The sequence below is a fragment of the Streptomyces sp. NPDC022552 genome, assembly GCF_055561875.1.
In genome coordinates this window covers 1-19,494 of record NZ_JBVHGJ010000030.1, presented here as the reverse complement: position 1 = coordinate 19,494, position 19,494 = coordinate 1, and the positions used below count along the sequence as shown (strand labels likewise).

The 19,494-nt window shown below is 75.3% G+C and carries 2 protein-coding genes and 2 pseudogenes; all 4 read left to right on the top strand.

Features of this window, described 5'->3' with window-relative positions; all coding sequences use genetic code 11:
- Positions 1-243 precede the first annotated feature (243 nt).
- Positions 244-6,150 (top strand): annotated as a pseudogene (locus ACZ3OF_RS35780) (SDR family NAD(P)-dependent oxidoreductase); the annotation flags it as partial.
- A gap of 45 nt (positions 6,151-6,195) precedes the next feature.
- Positions 6,196-12,363: a type I polyketide synthase gene (locus ACZ3OF_RS35775; protein ID WP_467309025.1), complete on the top strand. Its 6,168-nt coding sequence runs from the start codon at positions 6,196-6,198 to the stop codon at positions 12,361-12,363.
- Between the two features lie 226 nt (positions 12,364-12,589).
- Positions 12,590-12,664, top strand: a pseudogene (locus tag ACZ3OF_RS35770) (hypothetical protein); the annotation flags it as partial.
- 60 nt (positions 12,665-12,724) lie between these two features.
- Positions 12,725-19,494: type I polyketide synthase (locus ACZ3OF_RS35765; RefSeq protein ID WP_467309023.1), on the top strand; the 6,770-nt coding region annotated here is incomplete at its 3' end.

The window sequence follows — 19,494 nt, the reverse complement described above, 5'->3', positions numbered from 1 at the left end:
GCGCTCCTCCCGTACCTGCACGACAGCACGCCCGCCGTCCCCCTCCTGCGCCGTGACCGGGACGACACCGAGTCCGTACTCACCGCCCTGGCCCACGTGCACACCGCCGGCGCCACGCCCGACTGGGCCGCCGTGTACGCACCCTGGACCCCCCGACGCATCGACCTGCCCACGTACGCCTTCCAGGGCGAGGACTACTGGCTGCATCCCAGCCCCGGCGCCGGTGACCTCGGTGCCGCCGGGATGCGCGCCGGCGGGCACCCCCTGCTGAGGGCCGAGATGTCCCCCGCCGTCGGCGGCGGACTGCTGCTCTCCGGCCGCCTCTCCACCGCCGCCCAGCCCTGGCTGGGCGACCACGTCGTGCACGGCAGCACAGTGCTGCCCGGCACCGCGTTCGTCGAGCTGGCCCTGCACGCGGGCGCGTCCGCCGGGCTCGTACGACTCGACGAACTGACCCTGCACACCCCGCTCGTGCTGCCCGAGCGCGGCGGAGTGCAGGTACAGGTGCGGGTCGCGGCCGACGGCGCGGTCGACGTCCACGCGCGGCCCGAGTCCGACGAGGACGGCCCGTGGACCCTGCACGCGAGCGGTCTGCTCACCGGCGAGGAGCTCCCGCTCCCGGCCGATTCCGCGGCCGAGCCGCCCGCCGACGCGGAGCAGGTCGTCCTCGACGCCCACTACTCCGCGCTGTCGGAGGCCGGGCTGTCCTACGGCCCCGCCTTCCAGGGCCTGCGGGCCGCCTGGCGGTCCGGCGAGACGCTGTACGCCGAGGTCGCGCTGCCCGGGAAGGGCGCGGCGGCCGGGTACGGCCTCCACCCGGCCCTCTTCGACGCCGCGCTCCAGGCGCTCGCCGCCGGCCCGCTCGGCGAGGACGGGGCGGCCCGGGTTCCGTTCGCCTTCAGCGGCGTCTCGCTGTACGCCCCGGGCGCCACGGTGCTGCGGGTCCGCCTGACCCCGTCCGGCGAGGACGCGGTGTCGGTGGCCGCCTTCGACGAGTCGGGCATGCCGGTTCTGACGGCCGACGCGCTGACCCTGCGTACCCTCGGCGGACCGACCGCGCCGGCCGCCGCCCCGCTGTACGAGGTGGCGTGGACGCCGCTCGGCGCGGCGGAGACGCCGGCCGAGAACGCGGGACCCGACTGCCTGGTGGTGGACGACCCGGCGGAGGCGGACACGGCCGACGAGACCGGGCCGCTGGTGTGGCGGGCTCCGGCCGACGTGGTGGCGGTGCTGGCAGGGCTCCAGGGCTGGCTGGCCGGCGCACCGGCGGAGGTCACACCCCTCGTGGTCCTCACCCGTGGCGCCGTCGCGGCCGCCGACGGTGCCGAGATCACCGACCCCGAGCGGGCGGCGGTCTGGGGGTTGGTCCGCTCGGTCCAGTCCGAACACCCCGACCGGCTGGTCCTGCTGGACGCGGACACCGAGGACGGCCTGACAGAGGCCGTCGGGAGGCTGCTCGACTCGGGCGAGCCGCAGACCGCGCTGCGCGCGGGCCGCCTGCTGGTGCCCCGGCTCACCCGGCTGCGTACCGTGGGCGAGTCGCCCGAGACGCAGCCTGCCCCGGCCCTCGACCCCGACGGCACCGTGCTCATCACCGGAGGCACAGGCACGCTCGGCTCGCTGCTCGCCCGGCACCTGGTGGAGCGGCACGGCGCCCGGCACCTGCTGCTGACCGGCAGGCGCGGCGCCGAAGCCCCGGGCGCCGCCGAACTGGCCGCCGAGCTGACGGCCTTGGGGGCCTCGGTGCGGTTCGCTGCCTGCGACACCGGAGACCGGGACGCCCTCACGGCCCTGCTGGCCGACGTACCGGCGGAGCACCCGCTCACGGGTGTCGTCCACGCGGCGGGCGTGGTCGACGACGGAATGGCCGACACCCTGACGCCCGAGCGCCTGCGCTCGGTCCTCGCGCCCAAGGCGGACGCGGCGGTCGTGCTCGACGAGGCGACCCGGGACCTGGACCTGTCGTTCTTCGTCCTCTACTCGTCCGTGGCCGCCACCCTGGGCACCCCGGGGCAGGCCAACTACGCGGCGGCCAACGCCGTACTCGACGCCGTGGCGCAGCGCCGGGCGGCTCTCGGCCTGCCGGCCGTGTCGGTGGCCTGGGGGCTGTGGGCCCGTTCGAGCGCCATCAGCGGCCACCTCGACGCGTCCGCCCTCGCCCGCGCGAGCCGGCTCGGCGCGCCCCTGTCCGACGCGCAGGGGTGTGCCCTCTTCGACGCGGCGCTCGACGCCGCCCGCCCGCACCTGGTGGCGGCGGTCGTGGACCGGGCCCGGCTGCGTGCGGCCACGGAAGTCCCCGCGATCCTGCGCGGCCTTGCGGGCGCCACCCGGAGCTCGGCCGGACGGGCCGGCGGCAGGCGGGGCAGGGAAGGCCTCGCGGCAGCCCTGGCCACAGCCGCCGACCCGGCACGCCGACTCCTCGACCTGGTCCGGGCCGAGAGCGCCGCCGTGCTCGGTTTCGCGTCCGGCGACGAGGTGACGGCGGACCGCGCCTTCCGCGAACTGGGCTTCGACTCGCTCACCTCGGTCGAGCTGCGCAACCGCCTCAACACGGTCACCGGCCTCAGGCTCCCCGCCACCCTCGTCTTCGACTACGCCAACCCCACCGCCCTCGCGGAGCACCTGCTGGTCGAACTGGGCGGCGCCCGGGAGACCGCCGCGAAGCCCCGTGCGACGACGGCCCGCAGCGACGAGCCGATCGCCATCATCGGCATGGCCTGCCGGTACCCCGGCGGCGTCGCCTCCCCCGAGGACCTGTGGCGGCTCGTCATGGCCGGCGACAGCGTCGCGATGCCCTTCCCCGAGGACCGGGGCTGGGACCTCGACGCGCTCTACGACCCCGACCCGACCCGGCGCGGAAGCTCCGACGTCCGGCTCGGCGGGTTCCTCGACGGCGCGGGCGACTTCGACGCCGACCTGTTCGGCATCTCGCCGCGCGAGGCGCTCGCCATGGACCCGCAGCAGCGGCTGCTCCTGGAGACCTCCTGGGAGGCGTTCGAGCGGGCCGGCATGAACCCCGCCGGGCTGCGCGGCACCCAGGCGGGCGTCTTCGTCGGAGCCACCAACGTCGGCTACGCCAGCGGCGCGAACCTCCCCGAGGAGGTGGACGGCCACCTGCTCACCGGCATGTCCGGCAGCGTCGTCTGCGGCCGGATCGCCTACACCTTCGGTCTCGAGGGTCCCGCCGTCACCGTGGACACCGCCTGCTCGGCCTCGCTGGTCGCCCTGCACCTGGCGGTGCAGTCGCTGCGCAACGGCGAGTGCGACCTCGCGCTGGCGGGCGGCGCCACCGTGCTGGGGGCCCCGGACGTCTTCACGGAGCTGAGCAAGCAGAAGGGGCTCGCGCCCGACGGGCGCTGCAAGTCCTTCTCGGCGGACGCCGACGGCACCGGCTGGTCCGAGGGCGCCGGCATGATCATCGTCGAGCGCCTCTCCGACGCGCGGCGCAACGGCCGCCGCATCCTGGCCGTGGTCCGCGGCTCCGCCGTCAACCAGGACGGCGCCTCCAACGGCCTCACCGCGCCCAGCGGCCCCGCCCAGCAGCGGGTCATCCGGGCCGCGCTGGACGCGGCGGGCCTCGCGCCCTCGGGCGTCGACGCGGTCGAGGCGCACGGCACCGGTACGCGGCTCGGCGACCCGATCGAGGCCCAGGCGCTGCTGGCGACGTACGGCCAGGAGCGCGAGGACGACCAGCCGCTCTGGCTCGGCTCGCTGAAGTCGAACATCGGCCACACCCAGTGCGCGGCGGGTGTCGGCGGTGTCATCAAGATGGTGGAGGCGATGCGAAACGGCGTCCTGCCGCAGACCGTCAACGTCTCCGAGCCGACCGGGCAGGTGGACTGGTCCGCCGGCTCCGTCGCGCTGCTCACCGAGGCGCGGCCGTGGCACCGCGGGGACCGGCCACGCAGGTCCGCGGTCTCCTCCTTCGGGATCGGCGGGACCAACGCGCACGTCATCCTCGAAGAGGCACCGGCGCCCCGCGCGCTGCCGCCCGCCCGGAAGCAGGACGCCGCACCGGACACCGACGCGCCGGCGCCCCGCCCCGTCGCCTGGCCGGTCTCCGCCCGCACCACCGAGGGCCTGCGCGCCCAGGCCGCCCGCCTGCGCGCGTTCGCGGCCGAACGCCCCGGTCCTGACGCGGCGCAGATCGCCCGGACCCTGGTCACCGGCCGGGCCGCGCTGGACCGTCGGGCCGTCGTGGTCGGGCACCACGACGACCTCGACGGCCTGCTCGCCGGGCTCGACGCGCTCGTGTCGGAGACCTCGGCGCCCTCCGTGGTCCGTGGCACGGCGGTACAGGGGCGCACCGCCTTCGTGTTCACGGGCCAGGGCTCCCAGTACGCCGGTATGGGGCGCGAACTCTATGCCGCCCACCCGGCGTTCGCCGAGGCGTTCGACGCCGTGGCGGCCCGGATCGACATGGGGACGCCGCTCACCGAACTGCTCTTCGGGGACGGGGACCAGCTCGAGCGGGCCGGCAACGCCCACGCCGGCACGTTCGCCCTCCAGGTCTCCCTCGCCCGGCTGCTGGAGTCCTGGGGCGTCACCCCCGACGTGGTGCTCGGCCACTCCACCGGCGAGCTGGCCGCCGCGCACATCGCCGGCATCCTCTCGCTCGACGACGCCTGCACCCTGGTGGAGGCACGCGCCCGGCTGCTCCTCGGCCTGCGCGAGGACGGGAAGATGCTCGCCGTCGAGGCGCGCGAGGACGACGTGCTGCCCCTGCCCGACGGCGCCGACCTCGCGGCGGTCAACGGGCCCGAGTCGCTGGTCGTCTCCGGCGACGCGGACGTGCTCGACGCGCTCAGGGACCGCTGGCGGGCCGAGGGACGGCGCGTGAAGGACATCTCCGTCTCCCTCGCCGCCCACTCCCACCACGTGGACCCGGCCCTCGGCGAACTCGCCGCCGTCGCGGCCGGCCTCACCCACCACGAGCCCGCCGTCCCCATGGCGGCCACCGGCCCCGGGCAGCTCGAGACACCGGAGTACTGGGTCGAGCAGATGCGGCGGACCGTCCGCTTCGCCGACGCCGTGCGCGGACTCCGCGGGGTGCGGCGGTTCGTCGAGATCGGGCCCAAGGGCGGGCTGTCCGCCATGGCCCAGCAGCTGGTGGACGACGCGGTCGCCGTACCGACGCTGCGGTCCGGCGTCCCCGAGGCCGACGCCCTGCTGCACACGCTGGCCGGGCTCCACGTGTCGGGCGCGACGGTGGACTGGCCGCTGGACACGGTCGAGGGCGCCGATCTTCCCACGTACGCCTTCGAACACCGCCGGTACTGGGCGCTGTCCGAGTCCGGCCCCGCCGACGTGGAGGGCGCCGGCCTTGCCGGCGTGGACCACCCGCTGCTGGGCGCGGCGGTGGCGTCGGTGACCGACGACGGCCTGGTGCTCACCGGGCGCCTGTCCACCTCGGTCCACCCCTGGCTCGCGGACCACCGACTCCGCGGCACGGTCCTGGTCCCGGGCACCGCGCTGCTCGAACTCGCGCTGCAGGCGGCCCAGATGACCGGAGGCCGGCTCGTCGAGGAACTGACCCTGCACGCGCCGCTGGTCCTGCCGGAGCGGACGGCCGTGCGGTTCCAGGTAGTGGTCGGAGCCGAGGACGGCGCGTCCGGCGGCGGACGCGAGGTGGCGGTCTACGCCCGCCCCGAGTCCGACACCGACGGACCGTGGGTCCGGCACGCCGCGGGCGTACTCGCACCGGCCCTGCCGCCGGAGCCGGCGCCGCACCCGGTGTGGCCCCCGGCGGGCGCGGAGCCCGTCGACCTGGACGGGCACTACGCGCTGCTGGACGCGGCGGGCCTGGAGTACGGACCGGCCTTCCAGGGACTGCGGGCCGCCTGGCGGTCCGGCGACGTGCTCCACGCCGAGGTCACGCTGCCGGACCCGCAGCGCGGCGACGCCTACGCGGCGCACCCCGCGCTGCTGGACGCCGCGCTGCACGCGCTGGCCCTGGCGGGCCCCGGGGACGCCGGGCCGCCGGCACCGCGGCTGCCGTTCTCGTGGTCGGGCGTCGCGCTGCACGCGGTCGGCGCACGGACGCTGCGGGTACGCATCACGCCCGCCGGCCCGGACGCCGTGGCGCTCGACGCCTTCGACGACGCGGGCCTGCCCGTGCTGTCGGTCGCGTCGCTGACGCTGCGGGAAGCGACCGGGCAGACGGCCCCGGAACCGGCGGCCGACTCCCTGTTCGAAGTGGTGTGGACCGAGCTGGACGAGGGGGCCGGGACCGCCGCCGATGCGGCGTGCGTGACCGTGGACGATCCGGACGGCCTCGCCGAGGTGCCGCCGGTGGCCCTGTGGCGGGCGCCGTCCGACCCCGCCGCGGCGCTCGCCGGGGTCCGGGCCTGGCTCGCCGACGAACGCACGGCCGACGCGCGGCTGGTCGTCCGCACTCGCGGCGCCGTCGCCGCCGTCCCCGGTGACGATGTCGCCGATCCGCTCACCGCCGCCGCGTGGGGCCTGGTGCGAACGGCGCAGACCGAGCACCCCGGACGCTTCGTGCTGATCGACACGGACACCGACGAAGAGGCGGCGGCGGTCCTCGGCAACCTGTCCGGGGCGGACGAGCCGCAGGCGGCGGTGCGCGACGGCCGGGTGCTGGTGCCCAGGCTGAGGCGTTTCCGGCCCGAGGGCACGGACACCGCCGCACGGCTCGACCCCGACGGAACCGTACTCATCACCGGCGGCACCGGCGCGCTGGGCGCGATGCTGGCCCGGCACCTGGTGGCGCGACACGGCGTCAGGAACCTGCTGCTGACCGGCCGCCGAGGCCCCGACGCCCCCGGCGCCCGGGACCTGGTCCGGGAACTGGCCGAGCAGGGCGCGGACGCCCGCGTCGTCGCCTGCGACGCGGCCGACCGCCAGGCGCTGGCCACGCTGCTCGCGGAGATACCGGCCGAACACCCGCTGACGGGGATCGTCCACACCGCCGGTGTCCTCGACGACGGGGTCCTGGAGGCACAGACCCCAGAGCGGCTGGCCGCGGTGTTCGCGCCCAAGGCCGAGGCCGCCGTACACCTGCACGAGCTGACAGCGGGCCAGGACCTGGCCATGTTCGTCCTGTACTCCTCGCTGGCCGCGACCATCGGTGCCGCCGGACAGGCCAACTACGCGGCGGCCAACGCCGTGCTCGACGGCCTCGCCGCGCACCGCAGGCACCGGGGCCTGCCCGCCCTCTCGCTCGGCTGGGGCCTGTGGGCACAGCCGGGCGCGATGTCCGAGCACCTCGACGGCACGGCCGTCGCCCGGCTCACCCGGCTCGGTGACGCCCTCGGTGCCGAGGAGGGCCTCGCCCTCTTCGACGCGTCGCTGGCCTCCGATCGGGCCCACCTGGTGCCGACCCGCTTCGCCCCCGCCCCGGTGCGGGCGGCGCACGAAGTGCCGCCGCTGCTGCGCGCGCTGGTGCGCGTCCCGGCCCGGCTCCGCAAGGCCGGCGCGTCCGGCGCGGACCGGGGAAGCGGCCTGGCGGAGAAGCTGGCGGCGGCCGCCGACCCGGCCGGGCTGCTGCTCGACCTGGTCCGCGACGAGGTCGCCGCGGTGCTGATCCACGCGCCGGGCGAGCGGGTCGCCCCGGACCGGGCCTTCCGCGAGATGGGCTTCGACTCGCTCACCTCGGTCGAACTGCGCAACCGGCTCTCGGCCGTCACCGGCCTCAAGCTGCCCGCGACCGTGGTCTTCGACCATCCGGTCCCCAGGGCCCTGGCGGACCACCTGCACGAGCGGCTCGCCGGCACGGTCCGCGCCACACGGACGACCGTGCCCGATGCCGCCACCGCCCTGGCGGACCACCCGCACGAGCGGTCCACCGGCACGGTCCGCACCACGCGGACCGCCGCCTCCCCGGCCGCCCCGGCCCCGTCGGCGCAGCCTCCGGCCGGCGAGCCGATCGCCATCGTCGCGATGGCCTGCCGGTACCCGGGCGGGGTGGACTCGCCCGAGGACCTGTGGCGGCTGATGGCCGAGGAACGGGACGTCGTCGGCCCGTTCCCCGCCGACCGCGGCTGGAACCTCGGTTCCCGGGGCCGCGGCGACGCCATCCGGGCCCGCGGCGGCGCGTTCGTCGACACCGCCGGCGACTTCGACGCGGCGCTGTTCAACATCTCGCCGCGCGAGGCCCTCACCATGGACCCGCAGCAGCGGCTCCTGCTGGAGACCGCCTGGGAGACCTTCGAGCGCGCCGGCATCGACCCCGCGACCCTGCGCGGCAGCCGGACCGGCGTCTTCGCCGGCGCGATGGGATCCGGCTACGGCGTGGGGCTGCAGATGCCCGAGGACGCGGAGGGCCACCTGGTCACCGGCAGCGCCGGCAGCGTCGCCTCCGGCCGGGTCTCCTACACCTTCGGCCTGGAGGGCCCGGCCGTCACCGTGGACACCGCCTGCTCGGCGTCGCTGGTCGCGCTGCACCTGGCCGCACAGGCGCTGCGGGCCGGCGAGTGCACCATGGCCCTCGCCGGCGGCGTCACCGTGGTCGCGACCCCGGACGTGCTGATCGGCTTCAGCCGCCAGAACGGCCTGGCCGCCGACGGCCGTTGCAAGGCGTTCGCCGCCTCGGCCGACGGCACCGGCTGGGGCGAGGGCGTGGGCCTGCTGCTCCTGGAGCGGCTCTCCGACGCCCGCCGCAACGGCCACCCGGTGCTCGCGGTGGTCCGTGGCTCCGCCGTCAACCAGGACGGCGCCTCCAACGGGCTCACCGCACCCAACGGTCCTTCCCAGCAGCGCGTCATGCGCGCCGCGCTGACCGCGGCCGGCCTGGAGCCTTCCGAGGTCGACGCGGTGGAGGCGCACGGTACGGGCACGAGGCTCGGCGACCCGATCGAGGCACAGGCCCTGCTGGAGGTCTACGGCCAGGACCGCGACGAGCCGCTGCACCTGGGCTCGGTCAAGTCGAACCTCGGCCACACCCAGGCCGCCGCCGGTGTCGCCGGTGTCATCAAGACGGTCGAGTCGATACGGCGCGGCACGCTGCCGAAGACGCTGCACGTGGACGAGCCGACCCCGGAAGTGGACTGGTCGGCGGGCGCGGTGGAACTGCTCACCGAGGCCCGGCCCTGGCCGCGGACCGGTCGCCCGCGCAGGGCGGGCGTGTCCTCGTTCGGGATCAGCGGCACCAACGCCCACGTCCTCATCGAGGAGGCCCCGCACGAGAAGCAGGCGGAGCAGGCCGCACCGCCGGAGCCGGGCGCGGCGCCCGCCGTGCTGCCCTGGCTGCTCTCCGCCGGCTCGGCCGCCGCCCTGCGCGGCCAGGCCGCGCGGCTGCTCGCCTTCGCCGACGCGCACCCGGAGACCTCGGCCGAGGACATCGCCCGCGCCCTCACCGGCTCGCGGGCCCAGCTCGCGCACCGCGCGGCGCTGCTCGGCGCCGACCGGGAGGCGCTGCTCGCCGCGCTCCGCGCCTTCACCGAGGGCGCCCCGGGCGCCCCCACCGGCAGGGCGGACGAGTCCCGCACCGCGTTCCTCTTCGCCGGCCAGGGCGCGCAGCGCGCCGGCATGGGCCGTGAACTGTACGACACGTACCCGGTGTTCGCCGGGGCCTTCGACGCCGTCTGCGACCGGCTGGAGCTCGGCCGGCCCCTGCGGGACGTGGTGTTCGGCACCGACGACGACATCCTGGCCCGGACCGAGTACACCCAGCCCGCGCTCTTCGCGCTGGAAGTGGCGCTCTTCCGGCTCGTGGAGTCGTGGGGCGTACGACCGGGCGTGCTGGTCGGCCACTCGATCGGCGAGCTGGCCGCCGCGCACGTCGCCGGCGTGCTGTCACTGGACGACGCGTGCACGCTGGTGGCGGCCCGGTCCCGGCTGATGCAGGCGCTGCCCGAAGGGGGCGCCATGCTCGCGGTCGAGGCCGCCGAGGACGAGATCACGCTGCCCGACGGCGTGGACCTCGCGGCGGTCAACGGCCCGAAGGCGCTGACCGTCTCGGGCGACGAGGAGGAGATCGCCGGCTGCGAGGAGCGCTGGCGGGCTGAGGGCCGTAAGGTCCGGCGGCTCGTCGTCTCGCACGCCTTCCACTCGCACCGCATGCAGCCGATGCTCGACGCGTTCCGCGAGATCGCCGGGCAACTGACGTACCACGCACCGCGCATCCCGCTGATCTGCACGGCACCCGGCGACCCGGCCACCCCCGAGTACTGGGTGCGCCAGGTCCGCGAGCCGGTCCGGTTCGCCGACGCCGTCGCCGAACTGTGGCGCCGGGACGTCGGTACCTGCCTGGAGCTCGGCCCGGACGGCGTGCTCACCGCGCTGGCCCGCGCCACCGCCGGCCAGGACGTCGTCGCCGTACCCGCGCTGCGGCCCGGCCGCGCCGAGCCGGTCACGCTGCTGACCGCTGTGGCCGCCGCGCACACCCGCGGCACCCGCGTGGACTGGCAGGCCGTCCTCGGCACCGGCCCCCGGGCCGCACTGCCCACCTACGCGTTCGACCGGACGCGCTACTGGCCCGAGGCCCGCACCGCGGAATCCGGCCCGGCCGACACCGAGTTCTGGGACGCCGTCGACTCCGGCGACCTCGGAGCCCTGGCCGGAATGGACCCCGGCACGGCCGCCGCACTGGCCGAGGCACTGCCCGCGCTCGCCGCCTGGCGCCGCACCCGCATGCTGCGCGAGGCCGCGGCCGACTGGCGGTACCGCGTCGAGTGGACGGACGTCCTCCCGGCGGCCCGCCCCGCCGGCGGACACTGGCTCGTCGCCGCCGCACGCGAGGACACCGACCGTGCCGCGGCCGTGGCCGCAGCGCTGCGGGACAGCGGCGCCGGGGCGACCGTCTGCCCGCCGGACGAACTGCCCGCGGCAGACCCCGCCGACGGAGTGCTGCTGCTCTCCGACGACCCGGAGACCGTCCTCACCGTGGTGCGCACCGGACTCGGCTCGCCCCTGTGGTGCGTGACGACGTCGGCGGTCGGTACCGGCGACTCCGTGGCCGACCCCCGCGCGGCCCAGGTGTGGGGTCTGGGCCGGGTCGCGGCCCTCGAACTGCCGCGCCGCTGGGGCGGTCTCATCGACCTGCCCGAGCGGCCCGGTGTGGACACCCTGGCCCTGATCCCCGCCGTCCTCGGCGGTACGGAGGACCAGGTGGCGCTCCGCGGCGGCCGGGTCATGGCCCGCCGCCTGGGCCGCGCACCGCTGGCGCCCGGCGGGGCGTGGACCCCGGCGGGCACCACGCTCATCACCGGCGGCACCGGCGCCCTCGGCGGGCACGTCGCCCGCCTGCTCGCCAGGCAGGGGGCCGAGAAGCTGGTCCTCACCAGCAGGTCGGGGTCCCGGGCGCCGGGCGCCGCGACCCTGGTGGCGGCACTCGCGGACCTGGGCTGCACGGCCGTCGTGGAAGCGTGCGACGTCGCCGACCGCGACGACCTCGCCGCCCTGCTGGCCGCGCACCCGGTCCGGGCGGTGGTGCACACCGCCGGCACCGACACCGCCCGTCCCCTCCGGGACCTCGATGCGGACACCTTCCGCGAGGTCCTCCGGGCCAAGGTCGACGGAGCCCGCAACCTCGACGAACTCCTCCCCGAGGCCGAGCAGTTCGTCCTGTTCTCGTCCATCGCCGGGGTGTGGGGGAGCGGGGAGCAGGCGGCGTACGCGGCCGGTAACGCCTCCCTGGACGCGCTCGCCGAACGCCGCCGCGCCCAGGGCCGCGCAGCCCTCTCCCTCGCCTGGGGCCCCTGGGCCGGGGAGGGCATGGCCGCGGCCGGACTCGGCGGAGCCGACGGCGATGCCGCCGCCTACCTCGCCCGGCGCGGACTGACCGCGATGGAACCCGAGACGGCCTTGCGTGCCCTGTCCGACGCGCTCAGCGCGCAGGACACCTGCGTGACGGTCGCCGACGTGGACTGGAGCCGCTTCCTGCCCGCCTTCACGGCCGGCCGACCCGCGCCGCTGTTCGCCCCGCTCACCAGCGACGGGGCCGGAGAGGAGCAGGCGGCGGAGGAAGGACTCACCGCGTACGCCGCCGGACTGGCCGGCTTCTCCCCGGCCCGGCGCGAACGGGCCCTCCTCGACCTGGTGCGCCGTCAGGTCGCCGACGTGCTCGGCCACCAGGGAGTGGACGGCATCGCCGCGAGGAGCGGCTTCGCCGACCTCGGGTTCGACTCGCTGACCGCCGTCGAGATCCGGGGGAGGATCGCCGCAGCCACCGGACTGGGGCTCCCCAACTCGATGATCTTCGACTACCCGACCCCCGCCGCACTCGCCGCCCACCTGTCGGAGGAGATCGCGGCGGAGGCCGCCCCCACCGCGGACCCGGCCCCGGCCCCCGCCGCGGACATCCCCGCGGACGGCCCCGAAGAGGGTCCGTCGGAGGGCGACATCGACCTGATGGACCTCGACGCCCTCATCCAGACGGCCTTCGAGAATCCGGAGGAGTGAACCCTCTTTCCGCCTGCTCGAACACCCCCGCAATGCCACCTGCCGGCCCGGCCCCCTAAGGGGTCGGGCTAGGGGTTGTCCGCGACTCGGCGCCGTTCGTAGGCTCAGCGAGAGTTTCCGCACGGAATTCCCCTGCCGAAATTACCCATTCGGTGTCGGAGAAACTTCAGGCGAAATTCTGTTGTCGCGCGGGCATGGTAATTCAGCGAAATTCCGCCGCGAAAGTGTGCTGCGGGTCCGGAGAAGGTGGCATCGAGTGGCCGACGACCAGAAGTATCTCGACTATCTCAGGCGGCTCACCGCGGACCTGCGGCAGACCCGGCGCCGCCTGCGGATCGCCGAGGCGCGCGGGAGCGAGCCCGTGGCGGTCGTCGGCATGGCCTGCCGCTACCCCGGGGAGGTGCGCTCCCCGGAGGACCTCTGGGACATGGTCTCCTCTGGCCGCGACGGCATCTCCGCCTTCCCCGTGGACCGCGGCTGGGACACCGCCGCCATCTATGACGAAGCCCCGGACGCCGCCGGCACCACCTATGTGCGCGAGGGCGGCTTCGTCCACGAGGCAGGCGACTTCGACGCCGGACTGTTCAACATCTCGCCGCGCGAGGCGCTCGCCATGGACCCGCAGCAGCGGCTGTTCCTGGAGACCTCCTGGGAGGCCCTGGAGCGCGCGGGCGTCGACCCGCTGTCCCTGCGCGGCAGCCGCACCGGCGTCTTCGTCGGCTCCTCATCGTCCGCCTACGGTGCCGGGCTGCGTGCCCTGCCCCAGGGAGTGGAAGGGCACCTGCTGACCGGCAGCGCGCCCAGCGTCGTCTCCGGGCGTGTCGCATACGCCCTGGGCCTGGAAGGGCCCGCCGTCACCGTGGACACCGCCTGCTCGTCGTCGCTGGTGGCGACCCACCTCGCCGTGCAGGCACTGCGGTCGGGCGAGTGCGACGCTGCCCTCGCGGGCGGCGTGACCGTGATGACCAGCCCGGGCATCTTCACCGAGTTCAGCCGCCAGCGAGGCCTCGCCGCCGACGGCCGCTGCAAGCCGTTCTCCGCGGACGCCGACGGCACCGGATGGGCCGAGGGCTCAGGTGTGATCGTCCTCCGCCGCCTGGCCGACGCGAAGCGGCGCGGCGACCGCATCCTGGCGGTCATCCGGGGCTCCGCCGTCAACCAGGACGGTGCGTCGAACGGGCTGACGGCTCCGAACGGCCCCTCCCAGGAACGGGTCATCCTGGCGGCCCTGGAGAACGCCCGGCTCGACCCCGCCGACGTGGACGCGGTGGAGGCGCACGGTACCGGCACGACACTGGGTGACCCGATCGAGGCGCAGGCACTGCTCGCCACGTACGGCCAGGGAGCCCGCCGCGAGCCCCTGCTGCTGGGCTCGGTCAAGTCGAACATCGGGCACGCGCAGGCCGCTTCGGGCGTCGCCGGGCTCATCAAGATGGTGCTGGCCCTGGGCAACGAGGAACTGCCACCGACCCTCCACGTCAGCGAACCCACCCCGCACGTCGACTGGTCCCAGGGCCAGGTGCGGCTGCTCACCGACCCGGTGGCCTGGCCCCAGGACCCGGAGCGACCGCGCCGGGCGGGCGTCTCCTCCTTCAGCATCAGCGGCACCAACGTCCACATCATCCTGGAGGGCCCCGACGCGACGGCCGAACGGGCCGACGAAGAAGCCGGTGAGACTGGCGAGTCCGGCGAGACGGTCGAGAACGTCGAGACCGCCGGCCAGCCGGCGAAGACTGCCGACGTCGACCGGCCGGCGCTCCCGGTGGTCCCGTGGGTGCTGTCGGGGCACACGGCCGAGGCCCTCGCGGCGCAGGCCGGCCGCCTCGCCGGCATGGCCGAGGCCGACCCGGCCGACGTGGGCCGCTCCCTGCTCTCGCGTGCGGTGCTGGAGCACCGGGCGGTGGTGTTGGGGGAGGACCGTGCGGGGGCGCTGCGGGCGTTGGCGCGGGATGTGTCGCATGCGGGTGTGGTGCGGGGTGTGGCGCGTTCCGGTGGTGCTCCGGTGTTGGTGTTTCCGGGTCAGGGGTCGCAGTGGTTGGGGATGGGGCGGGAGCTGGCGGCGTGGTCGCCGGTGTTCCGGGAGGGTTTGGAGGAGTGTGCGGCGGCGTTGGAGCCGTTCGTGGACTGGTCGCTGTGGGACGTGCTCGACAGCGAGGACGAAGCGCTGTGGGGTCGGGTGGATGTGGTCCAGCCGGTTCTGTGGGCGTTGATGGTGTCGCTGGCCCGGTTGTGGCGCTCGTGCGGCGTGGTCCCGTCCGCGGTGGTGGGCCATTCGCAGGGGGAGATCGCGGCCGCTGTGGTGGCCGGTGGTCTGTCGGTCGTGGACGGGGCGCGTGTGGTTGCGCTGCGTTCACGTACCCTGCGGGTGCTGGCCGGTCGGGGTGGGATGGTGTCGCTGGCGGCGGGTCCGGAGGTGGCCGCCGAGCTGGTGGCTGGTTACGGCGGCCGGGTGTCGGTGGCCGCGGTCAACGGTCCCGGTTCGACGGTGGTGTCCGGTGAACCGGACGCGCTGGACGAGCTGATGGCTGTGTGCGAGACGCGTGCGATTCGGGCGCGCCGCGTCCCGGTGGACTACGCCTCCCATTCGGTACAGGTGGAGGAGCTGCGCGAGCAGATCCTTACCGATCTGGCTCCGATCGTGCCCAAGTCGTCTTCGGTGCCGCTGTATTCGTCGGTGACCGGTGGCCGTATCGACACCGCGGTGATGGACGCGGGTTACTGGTACGAGAACCTGCGGTCGCTGGTCCGGTTCGACGAAGCGACGGGCGCGCTGCTGGCCGACGGCCGGTCGGTGTTCCTGGAGTCCAGCCCGCATCCGGTCCTGACTCCTGGCATCGAGCAGTCGCTGGAGGCGTCCGGGCAGCCGGGCGTCACGCTGGCCACCCTGCACCGTGATCGTGGCGACGCGACGCGCTGGCTGACCGCGCTCGCCGAAGCTCACGTGGCGGGTGTCCCGGTCGACTGGACCACCGTCCTGCCCGACGCCCGGCCCGTCGACCTGCCCACCTACGCCTTCCAGCACACCCACTACTGGATGACCGAACCCCCGGAGATCGCCCGCGCCCTGGACGCGGCCACGGGCGGCGACCCGGACGAGTCGGAGTTCTGGGACGCCGTCGACCGGCTCGACTACGACCAGGTCGCCGGCACCCTGCACCTGGAATCGGGCGACGGCCTGGAGACCGTGCTGCCCGCCCTCTCGGTGTGGCGCCGAAGCCGCGCCGAACGCTCCACCGTCGACGCCTGGCGTTACCGCGTCGCCTGGCAGCCCGCCGACCGCGCTCCCGCCACCGCACTCGACGGACACTGGCTGCTGCTGCGCACGGAGGGGACGGACACGGACCACGCGGCACGTTGCGCCCAGGCGCTGCGCGACGCGGGCGCGGACGTGACCGAGCTGACGGTGCCCGACGCCGGGCTCGACCGTTGGGGCCTCAGTCAACTCCTGCGCGATACGGCCGAGTCCGCCGAGTCGCCGGTCAACGGCGTCCTGTCCCTGCTCGCCGACGACCGCCGGGCGCACCCCGAGGACCCGGCGGTCTCCGTCGGGCTCGGCGCCACCCTCACCGTCGTACAGGCACTGGCCGACGCCGAGGTCACGGCGCCGCTGTGGTGCGCCACCACCGGCGCCGTCGCCGCCAACCGCGCCGACCGGATCACCGACCCCGCCGCCGCCCGCGTCTGGGGCCTCGGCCGGGTCGCCGCCCTGGAACACCCCGAACGCTGGGGCGGGCTGATCGACCTGCCCGCCGACCCCGAGCCGCGCGCGCTGGCCCGCCTCGCAGCCGTGCTCACCGGGGACGAGGACCAGGTCGCGGTGCGGGCCGAAGGCGTGTACGTACGCCGTCTGCTCCACGCAGCCTCCGCCGCCACCGGTGACGCCGACCTTTCCTCTGCCACGCCCGAAGCGGTCCTGATCACGGGCGGCACGGGTGCGCTGGGCGCGGAGACCGCCCGGATGCTCGCGCGCCGGGGTACCCGGAAGCTGGTGCTGAGCAGCAGGCGCGGCATGGAGGCCCCGGGGGCCGCCGAACTCGTTGCCGAGCTGGCCGTACTCGGGGCGACGGCGACGGTCGTCGCCTGCGACGTCGCAGACCGCGAGGCACTCGCCGCCCTGCTGGCGGAGCACCCGGTCACCGGCGTCGTCCACGCCGCGGGGCTCGACCCGGTTCTCGCGCTCGACGCGACATCGGTGCCCGAGCTCGCCGAGGGGCTGCGGGCCAAGGCCTGCGGTGCCGAACACCTCGACGCGCTGCTCCCCGACGCCGAACTCTTCGTGTTGTTCTCGTCCATCGCCGGGATCTGGGGCAGCGGCGGACAGGGCGCCTACGCCGCCGCCAACGCCCATCTCGACGCCCTCGCCACCGCCCGCCGGGCGGCCGGCCGGGCCGGAACCGCCGTCTCCTGGGGCTCCTGGGCCGAGGTCGGCATGGCCGCGCGCGACGGCGCCGACGAGTATTTGAGACGCCGGGGGCTGCGCCCCATGGCGGCGGCCCTGTGCATCGCCGCGCTGGAGCGCGCGATCGACTCCGACGACGCGTGCGTGACCGTCGCGGACGTGGACTGGGCACGCTTCACGCCTGCCTTCGCCAGCCGCCGGCCCAGCCCGCTGCTGGCCGCACTGCCCGAGGCGGCCGACGCCCTCGCGGAGGGCGCGGACGGCGACGAGGGCCGTTCGGGCACCTCGGGGACCTCTGGCGCCTCCGCCGTGCGGACCCTGCTGGCCGGAGTGCCCGAGTCGGAATGGGTCCGTACGGTCGTCGATCTGGTCCGCCGGGAGACCGCGGCGGTCCTCGGCTACCCCGAACCCGTCGAGGCCGAGCGCCCGTTCAAGGACCTGGGCGTGGACTCCCTCACCGCGCTCCAGGTCCGTAAGCGCGTGGCCGACGCCGTCGGCATGCAACTGCCCGCGACGCTCGTCTTCGACCACCCCACCCCCTCGGCGGTCGCACGTCACCTGCTGTCCCTGATCAGCGCCGACGAGCGCACGGCGGCCGTCACGGTGACCGCGGCGTCCGACGAACCGCTCGCCATCGTCTCCATGGCCTGCCGCTACCCCGGCGGGGTGGACTCCCCCGAGGCGCTGTGGGACCTGGTCGCCGAGGGCCGGGACGGGGTCGGTGCCTTCCCCACCGACCGAGGCTGGCGGGCGGCCCCGGGCGCGAGCGTCGACTTCGCCCTGGAGGGCGGCTTCGTCCACGACGCCACGGACTTCGACGCGGGGCTGTTCGGGATCTCGCCGCGTGAGGCGCTGGCGATGGATCCGCAGCAGCGACTGCTGCTCGAGACGGCGTGGGAGGCGCTGGAGCGGGCGGGCATGAACCCGCGCACGCTCCAGGGGACGTCGACCGGCGTGTTCGTCGGCGCCTCTCCCTCGGGATACGGCGTGGGTGCCACCGACTCCGGCTCCGAGGGTCACTTCCTGACCGGCATGTCGGGGAGCGTCCTGTCCGGCCGGGTCGCGTACTCGTTCGGGCTCGAGGGCCCGGCCGTGACCGTCGACACGGCGTGTTCGTCGTCGCTGGTGGCGCTGCACCTGGCGGCGCAGTCGCTGCGTGCCGGCGAGTGCTCGATGGCGGTCGTGGGCGGCGTCGCGGTGATGAGCACCCCGGGCGTCTTCGCCGAGTTCGACCGGCAGGACGGTCTGGCCGGGGACGGCCGGTGCAAGGCGTTCGCGGCTGCCGCGGACGGCACGGGCTGGGGTGAAGGCGTCGGCGTGCTGCTCGTGGAGCGGCTTTCGGACGCCGAGCGTCTCGGCCACCAGGTACTGGCGGTGGTGCGGGGTTCTGCGGTCAATCAGGATGGTGCGTCGAACGGTCTGACGGCGCCGAACGGTCCCGCGCAGCAGCGGGTGGTGCGGGCTGCGCTGGCCGCGGCCGGGTTGGAGACGTCCGAGGTCGACGCGGTGGAAGCGCACGGTACCGGCACCCGGTTGGGTGACCCGATCGAGGCGCAGGCGCTGTTGGCGACGTACGGGCAGGACCGCGCGGAGCCGCTGTACCTGGGGTCGGTGAAGTCGAACATCGGTCACACGCAGGCGGCCTCGGGTGTCGCGGGTGTGATCAAGATGGTGGAGGCGATCCGTCGGGGTGTGCTGCCCCGGACGCTGCACGTGGACGAGCCGACGCCGCATGTGGACTGGTCCGTCGGTGCGGTGGAGCTGCTCACCGAGGACCGGCCCTGGCCGGAGACGGGTCACGCGCGCAGGGCCGGCGTGTCCTCGTTCGGTGTGAGTGGTACGAACGCGCACGTCATCCTGGAGCAGGCCGCCGAGATCGTCGAGCTGGCTGAGCCGGCTCCGGTTGGTGCTGTGGGGCCGTGGGTGTTGTCCGCGCGGTCGCAGGGTGCGCTGGTGGCCCAGGCCGAGCGGTTGGGGTCGTTCCTGGCGGAGCGTCCTGAGGTGGGTTCGTCGGCTGTGGCGCACACCCTGGCGACGGCGCGTGCGGCGCTGGAGCACCGGGCGGTCGTGCTCGGTGACGACCGCGACGAGCTGCTGACCGGACTGCGCGCACTGGCCGAGGGAGAGCTCTCGCAGCGGGTCGTCACCGGCACGGTGCGGAGCGGGCGTACGGGCTTCCTGTTCTCGGGTCAGGGCGCGCAGCGGGTCGGTATGGGCCGTGAGTTGTACGACGCCTTCCCGGTGTTCGCGGACGCGTTCGACGCAGTGTGCGCGCGGGTGGATGTGGACCGGCCGCTGCGGGACGTGGTGTTCGGGGAGGACGCGGAGCTTCTGGCCCGTACGGCGTACACGCAGCCTGCGCTGTTCGCGGTCGAGGTGGCGTTGTTCCGGCTGGTGGAGTCCTGGGGTGTGACCCCGGACGTGCTCGTGGGCCATTCGATCGGTGAGCTTGCTGCCGCGCATGTGGCGGGGGTGCTGTCTCTGGACGACGCGTGCCGTCTGGTGTCGGCGCGTGGTCGGTTGATGGACGCGTTGCCGTCGGGTGGTGCGATGCTGGCCGTGGAGGCGGCCGAGGGTGAGCTGGAGCTGCCCGAGGGTGTGGACCTTGCGGCCGTCAACGGGCCGACCTCGGTGACTGTTTCGGGCGACGCGGACGCGATCGGCGCGCTGGAGGAGCGGCTCCGGGCGGAGAACGTACGGGTGAAGCGACTCACCGTCTCCCACGCGTTCCA